Origin of the sequence: Pseudomonas sp. Xaverov 83, assembly GCF_019352905.1 — a bacterium.
Taxonomy (GTDB): Bacteria; Pseudomonadota; Gammaproteobacteria; order Pseudomonadales; family Pseudomonadaceae; genus Aquipseudomonas; species Aquipseudomonas yamanorum.
This window is the reverse complement of record NZ_JAAAFU010000025.1, coordinates 28,203-44,555: the sequence shown is the minus strand read 5'-3', so window position 1 is coordinate 44,555 and position 16,353 is coordinate 28,203. Positions and strand designations below refer to the sequence as shown.

13 protein-coding genes and 1 other RNA gene are annotated in these 16,353 nt (G+C 61.3%); 5 read left to right on the top strand and 9 right to left on the bottom strand.

Features of this window, described 5'->3' with window-relative positions:
• Positions 1–39: 39 nt before the first annotated feature.
• Complete coding sequence (gene dnaX / locus K0H47_RS09415; RefSeq protein ID WP_177026885.1) at positions 40–2,094, bottom strand: DNA polymerase III subunit gamma/tau; 2,055 nt, start codon at positions 2,092–2,094, stop codon at positions 40–42.
• Between the two features lie 133 nt (positions 2,095–2,227).
• Between dnaX and K0H47_RS09410 the strand changes: the two genes are divergently transcribed.
• Positions 2,228–2,977, top strand: coding sequence for an ABC transporter substrate-binding protein (locus K0H47_RS09410; protein WP_063032304.1), 750 nt, complete (start codon positions 2,228–2,230; stop codon positions 2,975–2,977).
• A 50-nt stretch (positions 2,978–3,027) separates the two neighbouring features.
• On the opposite strand, the gene K0H47_RS09405 is transcribed toward K0H47_RS09410, so the two are convergent.
• Positions 3,028–4,719, bottom strand: a complete 1,692-nt coding sequence (locus K0H47_RS09405; RefSeq protein WP_063032306.1) for a bifunctional diguanylate cyclase/phosphodiesterase — start codon at positions 4,717–4,719, stop codon at positions 3,028–3,030.
• Positions 4,720–4,737: 18 nt separating this feature from the next.
• Positions 4,738–6,303: a PAS domain-containing methyl-accepting chemotaxis protein gene (locus K0H47_RS09400; protein ID WP_063032307.1), complete on the bottom strand. Its 1,566-nt coding sequence runs from the start codon at positions 6,301–6,303 to the stop codon at positions 4,738–4,740.
• Positions 6,304–6,763: 460 nt separating this feature from the next.
• Here K0H47_RS09400 and K0H47_RS09395 point away from each other — a divergent pair, with 460 nt between their 5' ends.
• Positions 6,764–7,078 (top strand): helix-turn-helix domain-containing protein, encoded by a 315-nt coding sequence (locus K0H47_RS09395; RefSeq protein ID WP_003219061.1) that lies wholly within the window; start codon positions 6,764–6,766, stop codon positions 7,076–7,078.
• 148 nt (positions 7,079–7,226) lie between these two features.
• Positions 7,227–7,598 carry a VOC family protein gene (locus K0H47_RS09390; RefSeq protein WP_081253206.1) on the top strand — a complete coding sequence of 124 codons (372 nt, stop codon included), beginning with the start codon at positions 7,227–7,229 and terminating at the stop codon, positions 7,596–7,598.
• Here K0H47_RS09390 and K0H47_RS09385 read toward each other — a convergent pair.
• The gene (locus tag K0H47_RS09385) at positions 7,512–8,480 is read right to left on the bottom strand and encodes a DMT family transporter (RefSeq protein ID WP_177026888.1); all 969 of its coding nucleotides are present in this window, start codon (positions 8,478–8,480) and stop codon (positions 7,512–7,514) included. The two genes, K0H47_RS09390 and K0H47_RS09385, sit on opposite strands and share 87 nt — an antisense overlap.
• 97 nt (positions 8,481–8,577) lie before the next feature.
• Here K0H47_RS09385 and K0H47_RS09380 point away from each other — a divergent pair, with 97 nt between their 5' ends.
• Entirely contained in the window at positions 8,578–9,441 is an 864-nt protein-coding gene (locus K0H47_RS09380; RefSeq protein WP_003219067.1) for a LysR family transcriptional regulator, read from the top strand.
• A 61-nt stretch (positions 9,442–9,502) separates the two neighbouring features.
• Positions 9,503–10,414: a DUF2167 domain-containing protein gene (locus K0H47_RS09375; RefSeq protein ID WP_219272429.1), complete on the top strand. Its 912-nt coding sequence runs from the start codon at positions 9,503–9,505 to the stop codon at positions 10,412–10,414.
• A gap of 57 nt (positions 10,415–10,471) precedes the next feature.
• Here K0H47_RS09375 and K0H47_RS09370 read toward each other — a convergent pair whose 3' ends face one another.
• The 5 genes from K0H47_RS09370 to ligA all read right to left on the bottom strand — a co-directional run bounded on the left by K0H47_RS09370 (position 10,472) and on the right by ligA (position 16,334).
• Entirely contained in the window at positions 10,472–11,083 is a 612-nt protein-coding gene (locus K0H47_RS09370; protein WP_219272427.1) for a hypothetical protein, read from the bottom strand.
• Position 11,084: 1 nt separating this feature from the next.
• Positions 11,085–12,131 carry an N-acetylmuramidase family protein gene (locus K0H47_RS09365; protein WP_063032315.1) on the bottom strand — a complete coding sequence of 349 codons (1,047 nt, stop codon included), beginning with the start codon at positions 12,129–12,131 and terminating at the stop codon, positions 11,085–11,087.
• A 310-nt stretch (positions 12,132–12,441) separates the two neighbouring features.
• An RNA gene (ffs, locus tag K0H47_RS09360) (signal recognition particle sRNA small type) lies at positions 12,442–12,538 on the bottom strand.
• 111 nt (positions 12,539–12,649) lie between these two features.
• The gene (locus K0H47_RS09355) at positions 12,650–13,816 is read right to left on the bottom strand and encodes a putative zinc-binding metallopeptidase (protein WP_201142801.1); all 1,167 of its coding nucleotides are present in this window, start codon (positions 13,814–13,816) and stop codon (positions 12,650–12,652) included.
• A gap of 160 nt (positions 13,817–13,976) precedes the next feature.
• Complete coding sequence (gene ligA / locus K0H47_RS09350; protein ID WP_063032319.1) at positions 13,977–16,334, bottom strand: NAD-dependent DNA ligase LigA; 2,358 nt, start codon at positions 16,332–16,334, stop codon at positions 13,977–13,979.
• Between the last annotated feature and the right edge of the window lie 19 nt (positions 16,335–16,353).

The window sequence follows — 16,353 nt, the reverse complement described above, 5'->3', positions numbered from 1 at the left end:
ATCACCTCAAAAGTACGTGGATCAATTATTGGCCCCGGCTTATGACGCCTGAACCGGGGCTTCTACAGGTTCAATAGTATCGTGCCGCACCACCGCGCCAAACTGCTCCATCATCTGCTGGATGAGCGGATCACCGTGGATCGACTCTTCAGCCTCGCGCTGGCGGTTGACCCGGCGGCGGGACGCCGCCTGGGCCGGGGTTTCCTGCTCGGGCTTGATCAGTTCGATGCTGATAGTCAGTGTGCGCCCGTGGAACTGGTTCAGGGCATCGTTGAGCCGACGTTGCTGGGTCGCGTTGAACAGCGCGCTGTGGGCCGGGTCCAGGTGCAACAACCAATGGTCGCCATCCACGGCAATCAGTGTGCAGTTGGCGGCGATGCTGCCGGTCATGCCGGAGATCGGCAGTTTCGGGAACAGCTCCAGCCATTGCAATGCCAGGCCGGTGGCCGGCATCGCGGCAGGTTCGGGTTCCGGCTCCGGGGCAGGCTCGGCGGTGTGTTCGCTGGCCAGGTCGTCCAGGTAGCTGTAGGCCGAATCCATGTCTGGCTCGATATAGTCTTCGTCCAGCGGCGGCTCGTCGTCGAGGTCGGTGCCCGGGGTGGCGGCGTCCACTTGCGCGACGGTCGGCTCCGGCACCGGGGCCGAAACCCACTCGGGGGCGTCCGGCACTACGCTGTCCGGGGTCGGCGCGGGCATGGGTGTCAGTTCAGGCTGCTCGCTGGTGGTTTCCAGCACCGGCTCGACGGCAGGCTGCAGCTCGACCTCGGCTTCTACCGGGTCGTTCCACGGCAGGTCGACTTCAGGCACGGGCGCAGGCTCGACCACCGGCTCAGGCACGACCACAGGCGCCACCGGCTCAGCGACAACCGGGGCTGGCGCGGGAGCAACAGCCGCAGGCGGCGCAACCACTGGCGCGACGACAGCCGGGCCAGCCACTGGTTTGGCGGAATCAACTGTGGCCTGGCTGATCCCCACTGGCTTTAGCGGCTGTCTCGGGGCATCCGCCGTGTCAGCGGGCCTGAAGGCCAGCATTCGCAGCAGGACCATTTCGAAGCCGCCGCGCGGGTCGGGTGCCAGCGGCAAGTCACGCCGGCCAATCAGGCCCATCTGGTAGTAGAACTGCACGTCTTCGGCCGGCAACGCCTGGGCCAGGGCCAACACGCGGTCGCGGTCGCCGTGGCCGTTGTCGACACCTTCAGGCAGGGCCTGGGCAATGGCGACGCGGTGCAGCACATTAAGGATTTCCGAGAGCACACCATTCCAGTCCGGGCCTTGCTCGGACAGATGGCGCACGGCCTCGAGCAACGCCTTGGCGTCGCCTTCGATCAGCGCGTGCAGCACATCGAACACTTGGCCGTGGTCGAGGGTGCCGAGCATCGCCCGTACGTCGGCGGCCATGACCTTGCCTTCACCAAAGGCGATGGCCTGGTCGGTGAGGCTCATGGCGTCGCGCATCGAGCCGTCGGCGGCGCGACCCAGCAACCACAGCGCGTCGTCTTCGAACGGTACGTTCTCGACGCCCAGCACGTGGGTCAAATGCTCGACCACGCGCTCCGGGGTCATGTTTTTCAGGGAGAACTGCAGGCACCGCGACAGAATCGTTGCAGGAAGTTTCTGCGGGTCGGTGGTGGCCAGGATGAATTTGACGTAGGGCGGCGGCTCTTCCAGGGTTTTCAACAGGGCGTTGAAGGAGTGGCTGGACAGCATGTGCACTTCGTCGATCAGGTAGACCTTGAAGCGGCCACGGCTCGGCGCGTACTGCACGTTATCGAGCAACTCGCGGGTGTCTTCGACCTTGGTGCGGCTCGCGGCGTCGATCTCGATCAGGTCGACAAAGCGCCCTTCGTCGATTTCCCGGCACACCGAGCAGGTACCGCACGGCGTCGAGGTGATGCCGGTTTCACAGTTCAGGCACTTGGCGATGATGCGGGCAATGGTGGTCTTGCCCACACCGCGGGTACCGGTGAACAGGTAGGCGTGGTGCAGCCGTTGGCTGTCCAAGGCATTGATCAGAGCCTTGAGCACATGGGTCTGGCCGACCATTTCGCGGAACGAGCGCGGACGCCATTTACGTGCAAGAACCTGATAACTCATCGAAAACCGTCGCAACTGGGAAGCGGAAGCGGGTAATGCTAGCGGAGCAAGGGGGAAATTGCATCCGGCACGCTCGTCTAATCTGACTAAGCTGGTCTAACCAAGCCTGTAGAAGGCTGAACCCGGAGAGTTTATGCGCGCAGTCCTGGGCGCCTTGTGGATGATTGCCACGGTCAGCCTGGCGGCACCCGCACCTCTGCGTTTCTCCATTTCCGACAGCTGGACCATGCCCATGGTGCAACTCGACCAGGGCCAGCCGACCCAAGGGATTTTGTATGACCTGATGTTGAGCCTGGCCACCCAGGTCGGCCGCCCTGCGAAATTCCATGTGCTGCCCCGTGCGCGCATCGATACCGCCATGGAACGCGGGGATGTGGATGTGCGCTGCTACGTGACGCCGGCGTGGCTGAACAACCTGTCCGGTGATTACACCTGGAGCATTCCACTGCTGGTGCAACGCAATGTGTTGGTCACCGCGCACGTGCCGCCGCTGTCAGTGGCGCTGGACAGCCTGGCCCCGCAACATATCGGCACGGTACTCGGCTATAGCTACCCGACCCTGGAGGCACGCTTCGCCAGCGGCCAGTTCAGCCGCGAAGACAGCCGCAGTGAAGAGCAGGTGCTGCAAAAGCTGGTGGCCGGACGCTTCAAGTATGCGGTGATCAACGAATGGATCCTCGACCGCTTCAATCAGCAATTACCGCCCACAGAGCGCCTGCACACGGTGGCCGTGATCGAGGAACAAAGCCTGGGGTGCTATGTGCGTAACGACCCGCAGGTGCCGGGGCAGCAGATCCTGCGCACATTGCTGCGGATGAAGATGTCCGGAGAGATTGATGAAATCATCCAGTTGTATATCGGGAACAGCGCACCCTCCCCTTAAGATCACCTGATTTACCTTGCGGCGAGGGAGCTCCCTCGCCACAGTAAACATCACTCAAGCTTTTGCCACTGCGCCGGCGGCCTGAACCCCTCCACCCAACCAGGGACCTCCCCCGCCGGCATCGGCCGGGCGATGAAATAGCCCTGGGCCACTTCGCAGCCCATGCGCATCAATAGCTGCCCGTGCTCCAGGGTTTCCAGGCCTTCGGCAATCACTTCGCGGCCAAACGCACGGGCCAGGCCGATCACCGCCTTGGTCAACGCCAGGTCATCCTTGTCGTGCAGGATGTCGCGCACAAACGACTTGTCGATCTTGATGGTCTGGGTCGGCAGGCGCTTGAGGTAACTCAGGGAGGAATAGCCAGTGCCAAAGTCATCCAGGGAGAACTGCACGCCCAGGGCCTGGCACGCTTCCAGGTGCTGGGTGACGCGCTGGATATTGTCAATGGCCACCGACTCGGCGATTTCCAGGTCCAGCCGGTGCGGCTCCACCTCGGGCCATTGCTCCAGCAACTCTTGCAGCCGCTCGACAAAATCCTCCCGCTGGAAATGCCGTGCCGCGATATTCACGCTCACCGACCACCCGTGCCCATGGGCCTGCCAGTGATGCATTTGCGCCAACACCTGGGCGATCACCCATTCCCCGATGTCGACAATCAGGTCGGTCTGCTCGATCAGCGGCAGGAAATCCCCCGGCGCCACCAACCCGCGCTCGGGGTGCTGCCAGCGCAACAACGCCTCGAACCCCACCACCGTGCCGCATCGCAGATTGACCTTGGGCTGGTAATGCAGGCACAACTGGCCCGCCGCCAACGCCTGGCGAATCTGCTGTACGGTCTGGTGGCTGGCCTTCACCTCCTGCTCCAGGGACACATCAAACAACTGGTAACGGTTGCGCCCGCTCTGCTTGGCCACATACATCGCCTGATCGGCATGGCGCAGCAGGGTGTCGGCGTCCTCGTCATCCAGGGGAAACAGCGTGACGCCGATGCTGGCGAACACGTTCAACTCGGCCCCCTGGATCGAGTACGGCTCGGAGATCGCCTTGAGAATGCGCAGCAAGGCGGCGTTCAGCTCGTCGATGTCACGCACGTAACGCAGGATCAGGACAAATTCGTCACCGGCCAGCCGGGCGACCACGTCCTCGCCGCGAATGATCTCCCGCAAGCGCGTGGCCACTTCCACCAACAACAAATCACCGCAGGCATGCCCATAGCCATCGTTGACCGCCTTGAAGCCGTCCAGGTCGAGCATGCACAGCGCCAGCGGGATGTCTTCGCTGCGGGAGAATTCCAGGGACTGGTTAAGCAACTCGGACAGATAGGCACGGTTCGGCAAGCCGGTCAGCACGTCGTGGCCGACCCGCCATTGCAGGGTGTGCAACAACTGGCGTTTTTCGCTGACATCAAAGCGGATCGACACGTACTTCTGCACCCGCCCCGTCTTCTCATCGATCAGCGGCACCATGGTGCTGTCTACCCAATACAGGGTTCCGTCCTTGGCCCGGTTGCAGATTTCCCCACGCCACACCCGGCCTTCGCTGATGGCTTGCCACATGCCCTGGAAGAACCCCACAGGGTGCAGTCCCGAGCTAAGAATACGGTGGTTTTGCCCCAGCAACTCGTCACGCCCGTAGCCGGACATGCCGCAGAACTGGTCATTGACGTAAGTGATGCGGCCCGCCAGGTCTGTCTCGGAGAAAATGGCGGCTGCATCCACGGCCCTGCGGTATTTCTCGTCCATGAGTCAGGCTCACTGTGGCTAGCGGTTGAACCGCTCGACCAGGGCGCGCAACCCGGAAGAGATGCTTTCGAGTTCCCTGCCACGGGTGACTGCAGCGTTGGCATTGCCCGCTGTCTTTTGCACCGTGGCGGCGACGTTATTGATCTGTTGTGAAACTTCCTCGGCGACGTGGGATTGTTCCTGGGAGGCAGCAGCCATTTGCTGACTCATGTTGGTAATACGTTCCACCGCATGGCGAATGCCCTGCAACGCCTGCTGGGCCTCAAGCACCTGCTGCACGCCCTGCTCGGCTTCGTGAATGCCCAGGCTCGCGATCTCGACCGCCTCATCGGCGCCGGCCCGCAGGTTCTGGATAATGCCCTGGATCTGCTGGGTCGACTCGCGGGTCTTGCCCGCCAGTGCACGCACCTCGTCGGCCACCACGGCAAAGCCGCGGCCCTGCTCACCGGCGCGTGCCGCTTCAATGGCCGCGTTGAGGGCCAGCAGGTTGGTCTGGTCGGCGATCGCCTGGATCATGCTCGCGGCTACCTGGATTTGCTGGGTCTGCCCGGCCAGGTTACCCACCGCCTGGTTGATCTGGGTGACGGTGCCGGCCAGCAACTGGATCGCCTCACGGGACGTGCCCGCCACCTGGCTGCCTTGCTCGGCGAGGGTGTTGGCGGTGTGGGCTTCACTGGCGGTTTGTTGAACGTGCACCGCCACTTCGGCGATGGACGCGGCCATTTCGGTCATGGCGGCGGCAGTCATGTCGGTCTCGGCGCGTTGCTCCAGCAGCGCCGATTCGGTGGTGCTCGACAGCACGCTGGAGTGGGCAGCGGCTTCGGCCATCTGGTTGGCCAGGTCACTGAGGCGCGTCAGGGCGGTTTTAAGCCGCGCTTCTTCGCTGATCAGGATCATTTCCAGCTGCGCGGTCGGCCCCAGCGCATCGCTGTAGGTCATGGCGCTGATGGGGTCGGAAAAGGTATTGGGCGTGTTCTGCACAATCCGTTTGAGCTGTAGTCCCAAGCGTTGATGGGCCCAGATACCTGCGCCGAGAAACAGGCCAACGGTCACCGCCTGCCCCCACACACCCGGAAGCCATTGAAAGGCGGCGACGCTGGCGGCGGCGGCCACCAATGGCAAAGCCAAGGCCTGGGCCACGGACGCCAGGCGCCGCACTGGCGCGACCGCCGCACCACCAGCCTGCAAGCGTGCGTACAGCGCTTCGGCGCGCCGTACCTGTTCGCGGGTGGGCTTGACCCGCACCGACTCGTAGCCCGTCAGCCGCCCGTCTTCGAGAATCGGCGTCACATAGGCGCTGACCCAATAATAGTTGCCGTTCTTGCAGCGGTTCTTCACCACGCCCATCCAGCTCTGCCCGGCCTTGAGGTAGCTCCACATCAGTTGGAAAACGGCGGGCGGCATGTCCGGGTGGCGCACCAGGTTGTGGGTGCTGCCGATCAGCTCGGCCTGGGTAAAGCCGCTCATGGCGGCAAACTCGGCGTTGCAGTAGGTAATGTGGCTGTTGACGTCAGTCGCGGAAATTAGCCGTTGCTGCTCCCCAAAAGTCTGTTCAACAGCAGTGACCGGCAAATTGAGACGCACGTTAAAGCTCCATGGACAGCATTCGATCGCCCTCTCGACCACCGGGTAGGCAGGACAGGCGGATTCGTATTTCCAGTCGGGCTGCGCCGTCGATCGGCTGGTTGGCCGCAAACGGGCGCAAACCCACGATTTTGCACAGCAATTCATCATCCATTCAGTGATGATCAACTAGGCTTGAATTCGGGTATCCGGCACGTGAGGCGCAATGAAGCGTGGCACTGACGAGCGACATTTCAGTCTCTGCCAAGCGTCCGTTTTATGGGCACATTTATGAGAGTAAGGAGAGAGCAATGATTTCCTGTTTCATAAACCTGCCTTCTGAAACGAGACCACCAAATACTTGTCCTAGATGCCGATTCTACGAATTACATCACATTTTGCAAGAAAAGGTGATGGTACATGCGGTTGTCTAATTTTAAGATTTATCGTTAAGTTCTTGATTCTAAATGGGAATTGAGCGATGCACATTTCAAGTTTGGGTCCAGCCATCAGACGTTACCGCAAGGTCGCAGGGCTTACTCAGGCTGAACTAGGTGAAAAAACCGGTTTTGACCCTAAAACCATCAGCCGCTTCGAAACCGGCACCTATACACCCAGCGTCGAGGCTCTGTTCTTGTTTGCAGAGGCGCTGGGAGTGAAGCTGAAAGTCTTTTTCGCAGACCTGGTCGACGAGGAGGAACAGCGCGCTTATCTGTTCGGTGTCATTCATAAAGCCACCCCGAAGGATCTGGGAAAGCTGATCGCAGCGGTAGACCAGGCCTTGTCCAAGCCTTAGAGCTCGCAACACACGTGCACGCAACAAAAAGAGCAGACAGCGAGACTGTCTGCTCTTTGCTTGATGACTCCTGACATGAACTGACAGGACAGCCCCTTAGACTAGGGACTGAGCCGCGCCATTGCCGCGCAATATCAGGGATATCATCATGAATAGCATTGCCCATTACTTTTTGTTGTACGTCGACAGCCCGGCCACCAGTGCCAACCTCTACAGCCGTTTGCTGGACAAGCCCCCGGTGGAACTGGGGCCGACGTTCGCGCTGTTCATTCTCGACAACGGGGTGAAACTCGGCCTGTGGTCGCGCCACACCGTGGAGCCTGCGGCCCAAGCCACGGTCGGCGGTAGCGAGGTGGGTTTCTGCGTCGCGGATATCGCAGCGGTCGACGAGCTGCACACGCGCTGGGTGCAACTCGGGATGAGCATCATCCAGTCACCGGTCGAGGCGGACTTCGGCTACACCTTTGTCGCCCAGGACCCCGACGGTCACCGCTTGCGGGTGTTCACCGTGAACCCGTGACGGCTTGCGGCGCCAGCGTCCTTCCAGGCTGATGGCGCCGACACTGGCCAGCACGATCAGGCCACCCAGCACGACCCGCATCGAAACCTGCTCGCCCAGCAGCGTGGCAGCCATCACCATTGCCACCGGCGGCACCAGGTACAACGCCACTGAAGCGCGGCTGACCTCGACATGCCGCAACACATAGGCCCAGGCCAGGTAGGCCATGGCGCTGGGGAACACGCCGAGCAACAACACCGCCCAATTGGCCTGGGTTGATGAGTGCGCCACCACCGCCGGCAAACCCGGCAAATAGACACACAGCAGCAAGGTGCCCGACCACACCGTGTAGCACACCGTGGTCAGCGGGCTGTAGCGCCGGGAATAGTGTTTCTGGAGGGTGAAGTAAAGGCTCCATGACAGCGCCGCCACCAGGATCATCAAGCCACGGGGATCAATCTTGCCCAGGCCATGCTCGCCCCAGATCACTACCAGCACCCCGCTCAAACCCAGCAACACGCAACCCCAGCGCCAGCCGGTCACCCGCTCCTTCAAGCCGAAAAACGCCACCAGCACCGTAAACAGCGGGACGGACTGCGCCAGCACACTGGACGCGGCAGCCGTGACAAATTGCTGACCGAAATTGATGGTGAGGTGGTGCAGGAAAATCCCGAAGAACCCCAGCACCAGCAGCCACGGCAGGTCCCGCAGCCGTGGGCGCTCGATCTTCGCCGTCAGCGCGACTCCAGCCATCAACACCGAAGCAATCAGAAACCGCCCCAAGGCCAATTGGCCCGGACTGTAACTGTGCAAGGCCATGTGCACACCAATCGGCGAATACGCCCAACAGAGGATGACGCTGGCAGTGACTAGCGTAAGCTTTACGGGTGACGGGGCATTCATGAACGGCGTCCAGCAGTGGGAATGCCGTCAGTCTTGGCCCCGGCAAGGCGCAGGACAATTAACCGTTTCTGACTTCTGTAATCACTGGAACTGAGCGATGGAACTGGCCCAACTGAAAATGGTGAAAGCCGTGGCGCAAACCGGCAGCGTGGCCCAGGCCGCCCTGCAACTGCACTGCGTGCCGTCCAACATCACCACGCGCATCAAGCAACTGGAAAGCGAGTTGGGTACCCCGCTGTTCATTCGTGCCGGGCGCGGGTTGGCGATCAGTGCCGCCGGCGAAGTGTTTCTCGACTACTGCGAGCGCATCCTGGCGCTGGTGGAAGAGTCCAAGCGCGCCGTCGACAGCAACGCGATTCCCCGCGGCAAGCTGCGCATCGGCGCAGTGGAATCCAGTGCCAGTGGCCGCCTGCCGCCGTTGTTGGCTGAATACCATCGGCGCTATCCACAGGTGGAATTGGAACTGGTGACCGGCGCCTGGGCGCAATTACTCGATGACTTGCAACATCACCGCATCGATGCGGCGCTGGTGGCCGCCGGCGGCAAACGCCCGAAGCTCGAACAAAGCGTGGTCTACAGCGAGCGCCTGGTGCTGATCACCAGCGCCTCCAGCGCGCCCATTGAGGACGCGCGGGACCTGGCCGGCCGCACCTTGCTGGTCTGGCCGCCAGGCTGCCCGTACCGCGCCGCCCTGGAAAACTGGCTCAAGCCCCACGACATCAAGCCCGCCATCGCCAGCTACGCCAGCTGGGGCACGATCATTGGCTGCGTCAGCGCGGGGATTGGCGTGGCACTGGCGCCAGAAGGCATCCTGGCGCGCTACGAGCAAGCCAACCAATTAACGTCCTACCGCTTCGACGAATTGGCTGCGGTGGATAACCTGCTGTTCTGGCACAAAGACACCCAACGCCACCTGGCGCGGGATGCCTTTGCGGGGCTGCTGCGGGAGACATTCGGCTAACCCGTTGCAACATGTTTCAGTTATCCTCCCGCGAAATTAATTCAAATTGTAAGGGACTACCATGAATTACTTCCGCCTGTTGCTGGCGGCGGCCGCCCTGAGCCTGCCTGTCGCCCCCGCCGTTGCTGCCGCCAAGCCGGCCCCCGTTGAAGCCGCTGCACCCGCCGAAGCGCCCGAAACCGCCGAGCACTTTCTGGGCTCTCTCAAACAGAAGACCGGCACCGTCACCCTGCCCGGCGGCATTGCAACTCTCAAGCTGAACGACGAGTTCTACTACCTCGACCCCACCGACACCGAGCGCCTGCTGACCGATGGCTGGGGCAACCCACCGGGCTTCAAGACCTTGGGCATGATCGTGCCGAAATCCGTCAGCCCGCTGTCGGAGCGCGGTTGGGGCGTGATCGTCAGCTACAAGGCCGACGGGCACATTTCTGACGAAGACGCCGCGAAAATCGACTACACCGAACTGCTCAAGCAAATGCAGGAAGAAGACGTCGAAGACAACAAGGAGCGCCAGAAACAAGGGTACGCCGGCCTGCACCTGCTGGGCTGGGCCGAGCCACCGCACTACGACGACACCACCCACAAGATGTACTGGGCCCGAGAGCTGAAAGCCGACGACGCCAAGCAGACCACCCTCAACTACAGCATCCGCGTGCTGGGCCGTGAAGGCGTGCTGGAACTCAACGCCGTCGCCGCCATGGCCGACCTGGCCACCATCAAACAGGAGTTGCCCAAGGTTCTGGCCTTTACCAACTTCACCGATGGCAACCTGTACACCGACTTCAACCCGAAGACCGACAAACTCGCGACCTACGGCCTTGCCGCACTGGTTGCCGGCGGGATCGCGGCCAAGGCCGGGCTGTTCGCCAAGATCGGCATCTTCCTGCTGGCGGCGAAGAAATTCCTGGTGGTGGGCGTCGTCGCGCTGTTTGCCGTTATCCGCAAGCTGTTCAACCGTAACAAGGCCTGAGTTGCGGGCGTAAAAAAGCCGCGGCGTGCCTGGCACACCGCGGCGCGGGGAACAGCTTCAGCCTTTAGGGGCCAGCCTGGCGTACTGGTCCTGGCTGATCCAGCCCTTGGAAGAGCGGCCTTCGCCATTGATGTACTCGACCTGGGCCCAGCCTTCCTTGAAGGCCAGCACCGCGACCACATCGTCCTTGACCACGTAGGCACGATGACTGGCCTTGGCGTCCGGGGTCTTCTGCAGGAAAGCCTTGTCGGCCGAAACGGTCACCAGGCCAATCCACTTCTTGGCAGCGGTGTGGGTCAGGTCCAGGCCGGTGGCTATTTCCGGCATCAGCACGCTGATGCAGCCGGGATGTTCGCGACCCTTCTCCACCGTCAACGTCACGCCGTCCGAGGAAGCCGCAACGGTTCCCGGATAGGCCGCATCCAGCCACGTGGACACCGACGCCTTCGCGCCGTCGACCTTGCCCTGCAGGAAGAACGTACACGTGCGAGTCACGCCCTCGCCCATCTCCTCAGCATAAAAACCTTCTACCTGATGCTCAGGCGTCACGGCCAGCATCAGCCCTTCGTACTTGCCAGAATGCAACGTAGCGGCAAAGGCCGGCGATCCCGCCGCAACACACACGAAAGAGGCAACCAACAATCGGGACAGGCAACGTTTGAACGGCATTCTATTTTTTCCCTTCAAGTGCTTCGTAGGCTTTTTTGATTCGATGGTCATAGTCGCCATAATCCTTGCCGTTATAGTTCAGCGCCATGGCGGCGTAATCCTTGTTCTTCATGGCCTTGACCAAAGCAGGGCTCTGGCTGCAAAAACCGAGGAAGGCCTTGAGTTGATGCCCGGCGTTTATCTTCATGGCCACGACAAACTCAAACACCGTTTTATAACCACATGCCGTGAAGTTGGAGCCCATTATCTGAAACATCCCCCAGGAAGCCGACTTCAAGGCCGCTTCCTGATCCAGCGCAAAGGCCGTGGCCATGGTTTCCCAGGCTTTGGTCTGGTCCTTGTTGTTGGCCTTCCACTGGGGGCCGGCTTTTTGCACGTAGGGGTACGACAACAGCGGGTGGGTCTGATCGTATTTCTGGTGGGTGTACTTGCGAAAGTGATGCCCTTCAAAAGCGATCACCGGCAACTTGGCCGGCCCGAACCCGGAGCGCCCGCCCGACTCCACCGTGGCAAACGCCTTGATGATATTGACCGAAATTCCGCTGCCTAACTGTGTGGCGGCGTTCTGGAAGTCGGTGTCCGTCAGCGTCGTACCGCCGTCGCACGTGGCCTGGAGCATCATCTGCCGGTTGCGCCGCTCGGCCTCGATCATCGCCCGCATGCGGTCAAGGTAATGGTTGACCGTCGCCTGGACCATATCGGAACTGGTGTTGCCGAACACATTCAGGAAGGTCGGAATGCGCAGGGCCGGATTCGACTTGACCGGCACCTTCACCGCCTCTTCGATCAGGCTATTGAAGGTACGCCCGGTGGGGTCGATCACCCCATCGGGATGGGCGTACTTGAGATAGCGGAACTGATACTGGCTGATGCACTGCACCAACTGGCCGTCGCACTTGCCGTTTTCGGCCAAGGGGAAACCCAACTTGGGAGTGATCAAGTTGAACAAATACTGGATGCACTGAACGTCGGCGGGCAAGTTGCGGGCTTTGCCGGGGGCACCGACGGAAGCGCTGATAAGCGTGGGCAACCCTTGCAGGCTTTTCATGACCGACATCCTTGTTAGTTGAGGTGAATGAGCCATAAAGCGCCATCACTTTAATATCATCCATGTGCCATCGACATATTTTGAAATATGTGACTGGCGCAAACTAGCAAGGTGGTTTTGGGTTGTCCAGAGTGGAAGCTTGAAGTTGTGAAAGAGCCCTCACAGTCTTTTGCCGGTAACGATTGCTTTCGGGCTTGTGAGCACTGTGCTGAAGGACGAACAGCAGAAATCGCTTCGCAGATGACGATTGTCAGCGAAGGGCTTCATAAAAGTATTTTTTTGAATCAAGGAGGTGGCGTTATGGAGGCAACCCCACCAGCCACACCCCGGCACACAATGTTCCCGCTGTGGCTGCTGCCTTCCGGCTCTGACCAGGTTCACGGGTAATCGTTGCGGGGGGACCGATGGGATCACCATAACGACGCTCGCCTCTCGGCAAGCGGGGCCATTGTACCGATCTCATCGGAAGTTACAACCGTTCCTGCGGGATTAAAATATGAAGGGCTTCAAGCACTTGCCTACTGGGCCTGCAACACCTCGTCCGCCCTGCCGCCCTCTTGCTGGATCACCAGGTGAATGAAGTGCAGCTTGGCAATCACCGCCGGCGGCAGGACGAACGGATAGAAATCCGGCTGGCCCATGCTGCGGGACAGTTCGTTGAGCATGCCGGCCAGTTCGATCCATGCGTTGACGAATGACAGGAACGCCGTGCCACCGGGATGTTCAGGGTCATAGAGGGTGCTCAGGGGGAACGGCTGGTAATCCAGGTCCATCTCCCGAGCACTCATGCCGAATCCCAGCGCGGTGTCGACGGCGTCCATCATGTGCAGGTAATGCGCCCAGGTTTCCGCCCAATCTTCCCACGGGTGCATGGTGGCGTAGGCACTGACGCAGGTTTGCTGCCAGTCCGGGCGCGGGCCGTTCTGGTAGTGCTGGTCGAGGGCATCAGCGTAGCTGGCGCGCTCGTCGCCGAACAGCGTGCGGAACGGTTCCAGCCAGTGGCTGTTGGCGATCAGGCGGTCCCAGTAGTAGTGGCCGACCTCATGACGAAAATGGCCGAGCAAGGTGCGGTAAGGCTCGCGCATCTGCACACGGATTTTTTCCCGGTGGGCGTCGTCGGCTTCCTTGATATCAAGGGTGACCAGGCCATTGGCGTGGCCGGTGGTGGGCGCGTTGCCTTCCAGGTCGATGCCGACGAAATCGAAGGCCAGGCCAGTGTCTTCATCGACGGTCTTGGGAATGACCTGCAAGCCCAGGCTGATGAGTTGCGCCACCAGGCGGCGCTTGGCGGTCTCGACCTTGCGCCAGCGTTCGGGGTTTTCAGGAATCGACAGGTCGGGGATGGTTCGGTTCAGGCTGCAGGCCACGCACAAGGTCTGGCCATTGTCGGCGGGCAGCAACCAGTTGCAGGCGGCCGGCGTGTCGAGGTTGGCGCAGCGGCGAAAGGCACCGGCTTGAGGGTCGGCGTCCAGCAGCCAGGTATCGGCGTACGGGCCGGGCTGCAGGGATGACAGGCGACTCTGCTCCGGCTGATAGCCCAGCAGCGCCGAACAGGCCAGGCACTGGCTGTTGCGAAAGAACAGGGACTGCCCACAGCGACACTGCCAGACCTTGCTGTTGCGCGAGGTCTCGGCCATGAACGGTGCGGCAATACGCGAACTGAGTTGCTCGAAGAAGCGGTACATGGCGATCTCTCCCGGAAGCTTGCCAATACTAGAGCATTGCCCGGGAGAGATCGTTCCCACGCTCTGCGTGGGAATGCATCCAGTGACGCTCCGCGTCGCAACTTTGAGCGGACGCAGAGCGTCCAGGGCGGAGTTCCCACGCAGAGTGCAGGAACGATCATCAGACCGTGATGTTGTGCTTGGCCAAAAATGCCACGAACGCTTCTTCATCCAGCACTTTCAAGCCCAGCTCACTGGCCTTGGCCAACTTCGAACCGGCACCCGGCCCGGCCACCACGCAATGGGTTTTCGCCGACACCGAGCCCGCCACCTTGGCACCGAGGCTTTCAAGTTTTTCCTTGGCGACATCGCGGCTCATCAGTTCCAGGGAGCCGGTGAGCACCCAGGTGTGACCCGCCTCGGGCAAGCCTTCGACGACCTTCTTCTCGCTCTGCCAATGCATGCCGAAGTCCTTGAGCTGTTGCTCGATGGCCAGCGCACGATTGGCGTTTTCTTCGATGTCGAAGAAATCCCGGACGGCCTTGGCCTGCTTCTCCGGCAACGCCTGGCGCATGTCGAGCCAGTCGGCCTTGATCACACCTTCGAGGGAGCCAAACTTGTCCGCCAGTTTCTGCGCAGCACCTGGGCCTACGGACGGCACGTGCAGTTTGTCGAGCAAGCCGCCCAACGTGGTGCTGGCCGCAAACTCGGCGCTCAGTTCACCCTGCTCCTGCAACTCCAGTCCGCACTCGTCCTTGGAGATCAAGGCACCGATCACGTCCTGGTTATGGCTGTCTTCAAAGAAACTGTGAATCTCGTGGGCCACTTCCAGACCGACATCCGGCAAGTACGTCAGCACTTCCGGCAACGCCTGCTGCACGCGCTCCAGGGACGCCAGGGAGCGCGCCAGCACCTTGGCGGTCTCCTCGCCCACATCGGGAATGCCGAGGGCGTAGATAAACCGTGCAAGGGTTGGCGTCTTGCTGTTTTCGATGGCGGTGATCAGCTTCTTGCTGGAGACATCGGCAAAGCCTTCCAGGTCGATGATCTGTTCGTACTTGAGCTTGTAGAGGTCAGCCGGCGAGCCGATCAGTTTCTCGTCCACCAGTTGCTCGATGGTCTTGTCGCCCAGGCCATCGATGTCCATGGCCCGGCGCGAGACGAAATGAATGATCGCCTGCTTGAGCTGCGCACCGCAGGCCAGGCGCCCAACGCAACGGTATACCGCGCCTTCGCTGACGGTTTCCTTGCCCTTGCTGCGCTTGACCAGTTGCGTACGCTCAACGTGGGAACCGCACACCGGGCAGCTTTCGGGGATCTGCACCGCGCGGGCGTTTTCCGGGCGACGCTCGGTGACCACCGACACCACCTGGGGAATCACGTCACCGGCACGGCGGATGATCACGGTGTCGCCGATCATCAGGCCCAGGCGCGCCACTTCGTCCATGTTGTGCAAGGTGGCGTTGGACACGGTCACACCCGCAACCTTGACCGGTTTCAAGCGTGCAACGGGCGTCACAGCGCCGGTACGACCCACCTGGAACTCAACGTCCAGCAGTTCGGTCAGTTCCTCCATCGCCGGGAACTTGTGGGCGATTGCCCAACGCGGTTCGCGGGCACGGAAGCCCAGTTCACGTTGGTAGGCAATGCTATTGACCTTGAACACCACACCGTCGATTTCATAGGGCAAGGCATTCCGTCGCTCACCGATATCGCGGTAGTAGTCGAGGCAATCCTGAATCCCTTTGGCCAGTTTCAACTCATGGCTGATGGGCATGCCCCATTTCTTCAGCTGTTGCAGATTGCCAATGTGGGTGTCGCTGATATCCGTGGTCACGCCGTAGCAGCAGAATTCCAGCGGACGGCTGGCGGTAATCTTCGAATCCAGCTGGCGCAGGCTGCCCGCAGCCGCGTTGCGCGGGTTGGCGAAGGTCTTGCCACCGACCTCCAACTGCGTGGCGTTCAGCCGCTCGAAGCCGGCCTTGGACATGAACACTTCGCCGCGCACTTCGAGGGTCGCCGGCCAGCCGGTGCCGTGCAGTTTCAAAGGAATATTGCGCACGGTGCGCACGTTGACGCTGATGTCTTCGCCGGTGGTGCCATCGCCGCGCGTGGCGCCACGCACCAGTTCACCGTCCTGATACAGCAGGCTGACCGCCAGGCCATCGAGCTTCGGCTCGCAGCTGTATTCCACCGCCGCGCCGCCGCCAAACAGGTCACCCACCGGCAGGTCCAGGCCCTCAGTGACCCGGCGATCGAATTCAAGCATGGTGCTTTCATCGAAGGCGTTGCCGAGGCTGAGCATCGGGATTTCGTGACGCACTTGAGTGAACGCCGACAATGCCGCACTGCCGACCCGCTGCGTCGGTGAATCACGGGTTACCAGATCCGGGTGCTCGGCTTCCAGGGCCTTGAGCTCATGGAACAGCCGGTCGTACTCGGCGTCCGGGATGCTCGGCTCGTCGAGGACGTGGTAACGGTAGTTATGCTGATCCAGTTCAGCGCGCAGTTCGAGGATACGGGTGTGGGCGGCGGTCATGGGTGTTCTCTCATAAAGC

Excerpts from the sequence above, each read along its gene's own strand:
- dnaX (WP_177026885.1), bottom strand. The coding sequence starts at position 2,094 with ATGAGTTATCAGGTTCTTGCACGTAAATGGCGTCCGCGCTCGTTCCGC.
- K0H47_RS09410 (WP_063032304.1), top strand. The coding sequence starts at position 2,228 with ATGCGCGCAGTCCTGGGCGCCTTGTGGATGATTGCCACGGTCAGCCTG.
- K0H47_RS09405 (WP_063032306.1), bottom strand. The coding sequence starts at position 4,719 with ATGGACGAGAAATACCGCAGGGCCGTGGATGCAGCCGCCATTTTCTCC.
- K0H47_RS09395 (WP_003219061.1), top strand. The coding sequence starts at position 6,764 with ATGCACATTTCAAGTTTGGGTCCAGCCATCAGACGTTACCGCAAGGTC.
- K0H47_RS09390 (WP_081253206.1), top strand. The coding sequence starts at position 7,227 with ATGAATAGCATTGCCCATTACTTTTTGTTGTACGTCGACAGCCCGGCC.
- K0H47_RS09385 (WP_177026888.1), bottom strand. The coding sequence starts at position 8,480 with ATGAATGCCCCGTCACCCGTAAAGCTTACGCTAGTCACTGCCAGCGTC.
- K0H47_RS09380 (WP_003219067.1), top strand. The coding sequence starts at position 8,578 with ATGGAACTGGCCCAACTGAAAATGGTGAAAGCCGTGGCGCAAACCGGC.
- K0H47_RS09375 (WP_219272429.1), top strand. The coding sequence starts at position 9,503 with ATGAATTACTTCCGCCTGTTGCTGGCGGCGGCCGCCCTGAGCCTGCCT.
- K0H47_RS09370 (WP_219272427.1), bottom strand. The coding sequence starts at position 11,083 with ATGCCGTTCAAACGTTGCCTGTCCCGATTGTTGGTTGCCTCTTTCGTG.
- K0H47_RS09365 (WP_063032315.1), bottom strand. The coding sequence starts at position 12,131 with ATGAAAAGCCTGCAAGGGTTGCCCACGCTTATCAGCGCTTCCGTCGGT.
- K0H47_RS09355 (WP_201142801.1), bottom strand. The coding sequence starts at position 13,816 with ATGTACCGCTTCTTCGAGCAACTCAGTTCGCGTATTGCCGCACCGTTC.
- ligA (WP_063032319.1), bottom strand. The coding sequence starts at position 16,334 with ATGACCGCCGCCCACACCCGTATCCTCGAACTGCGCGCTGAACTGGAT.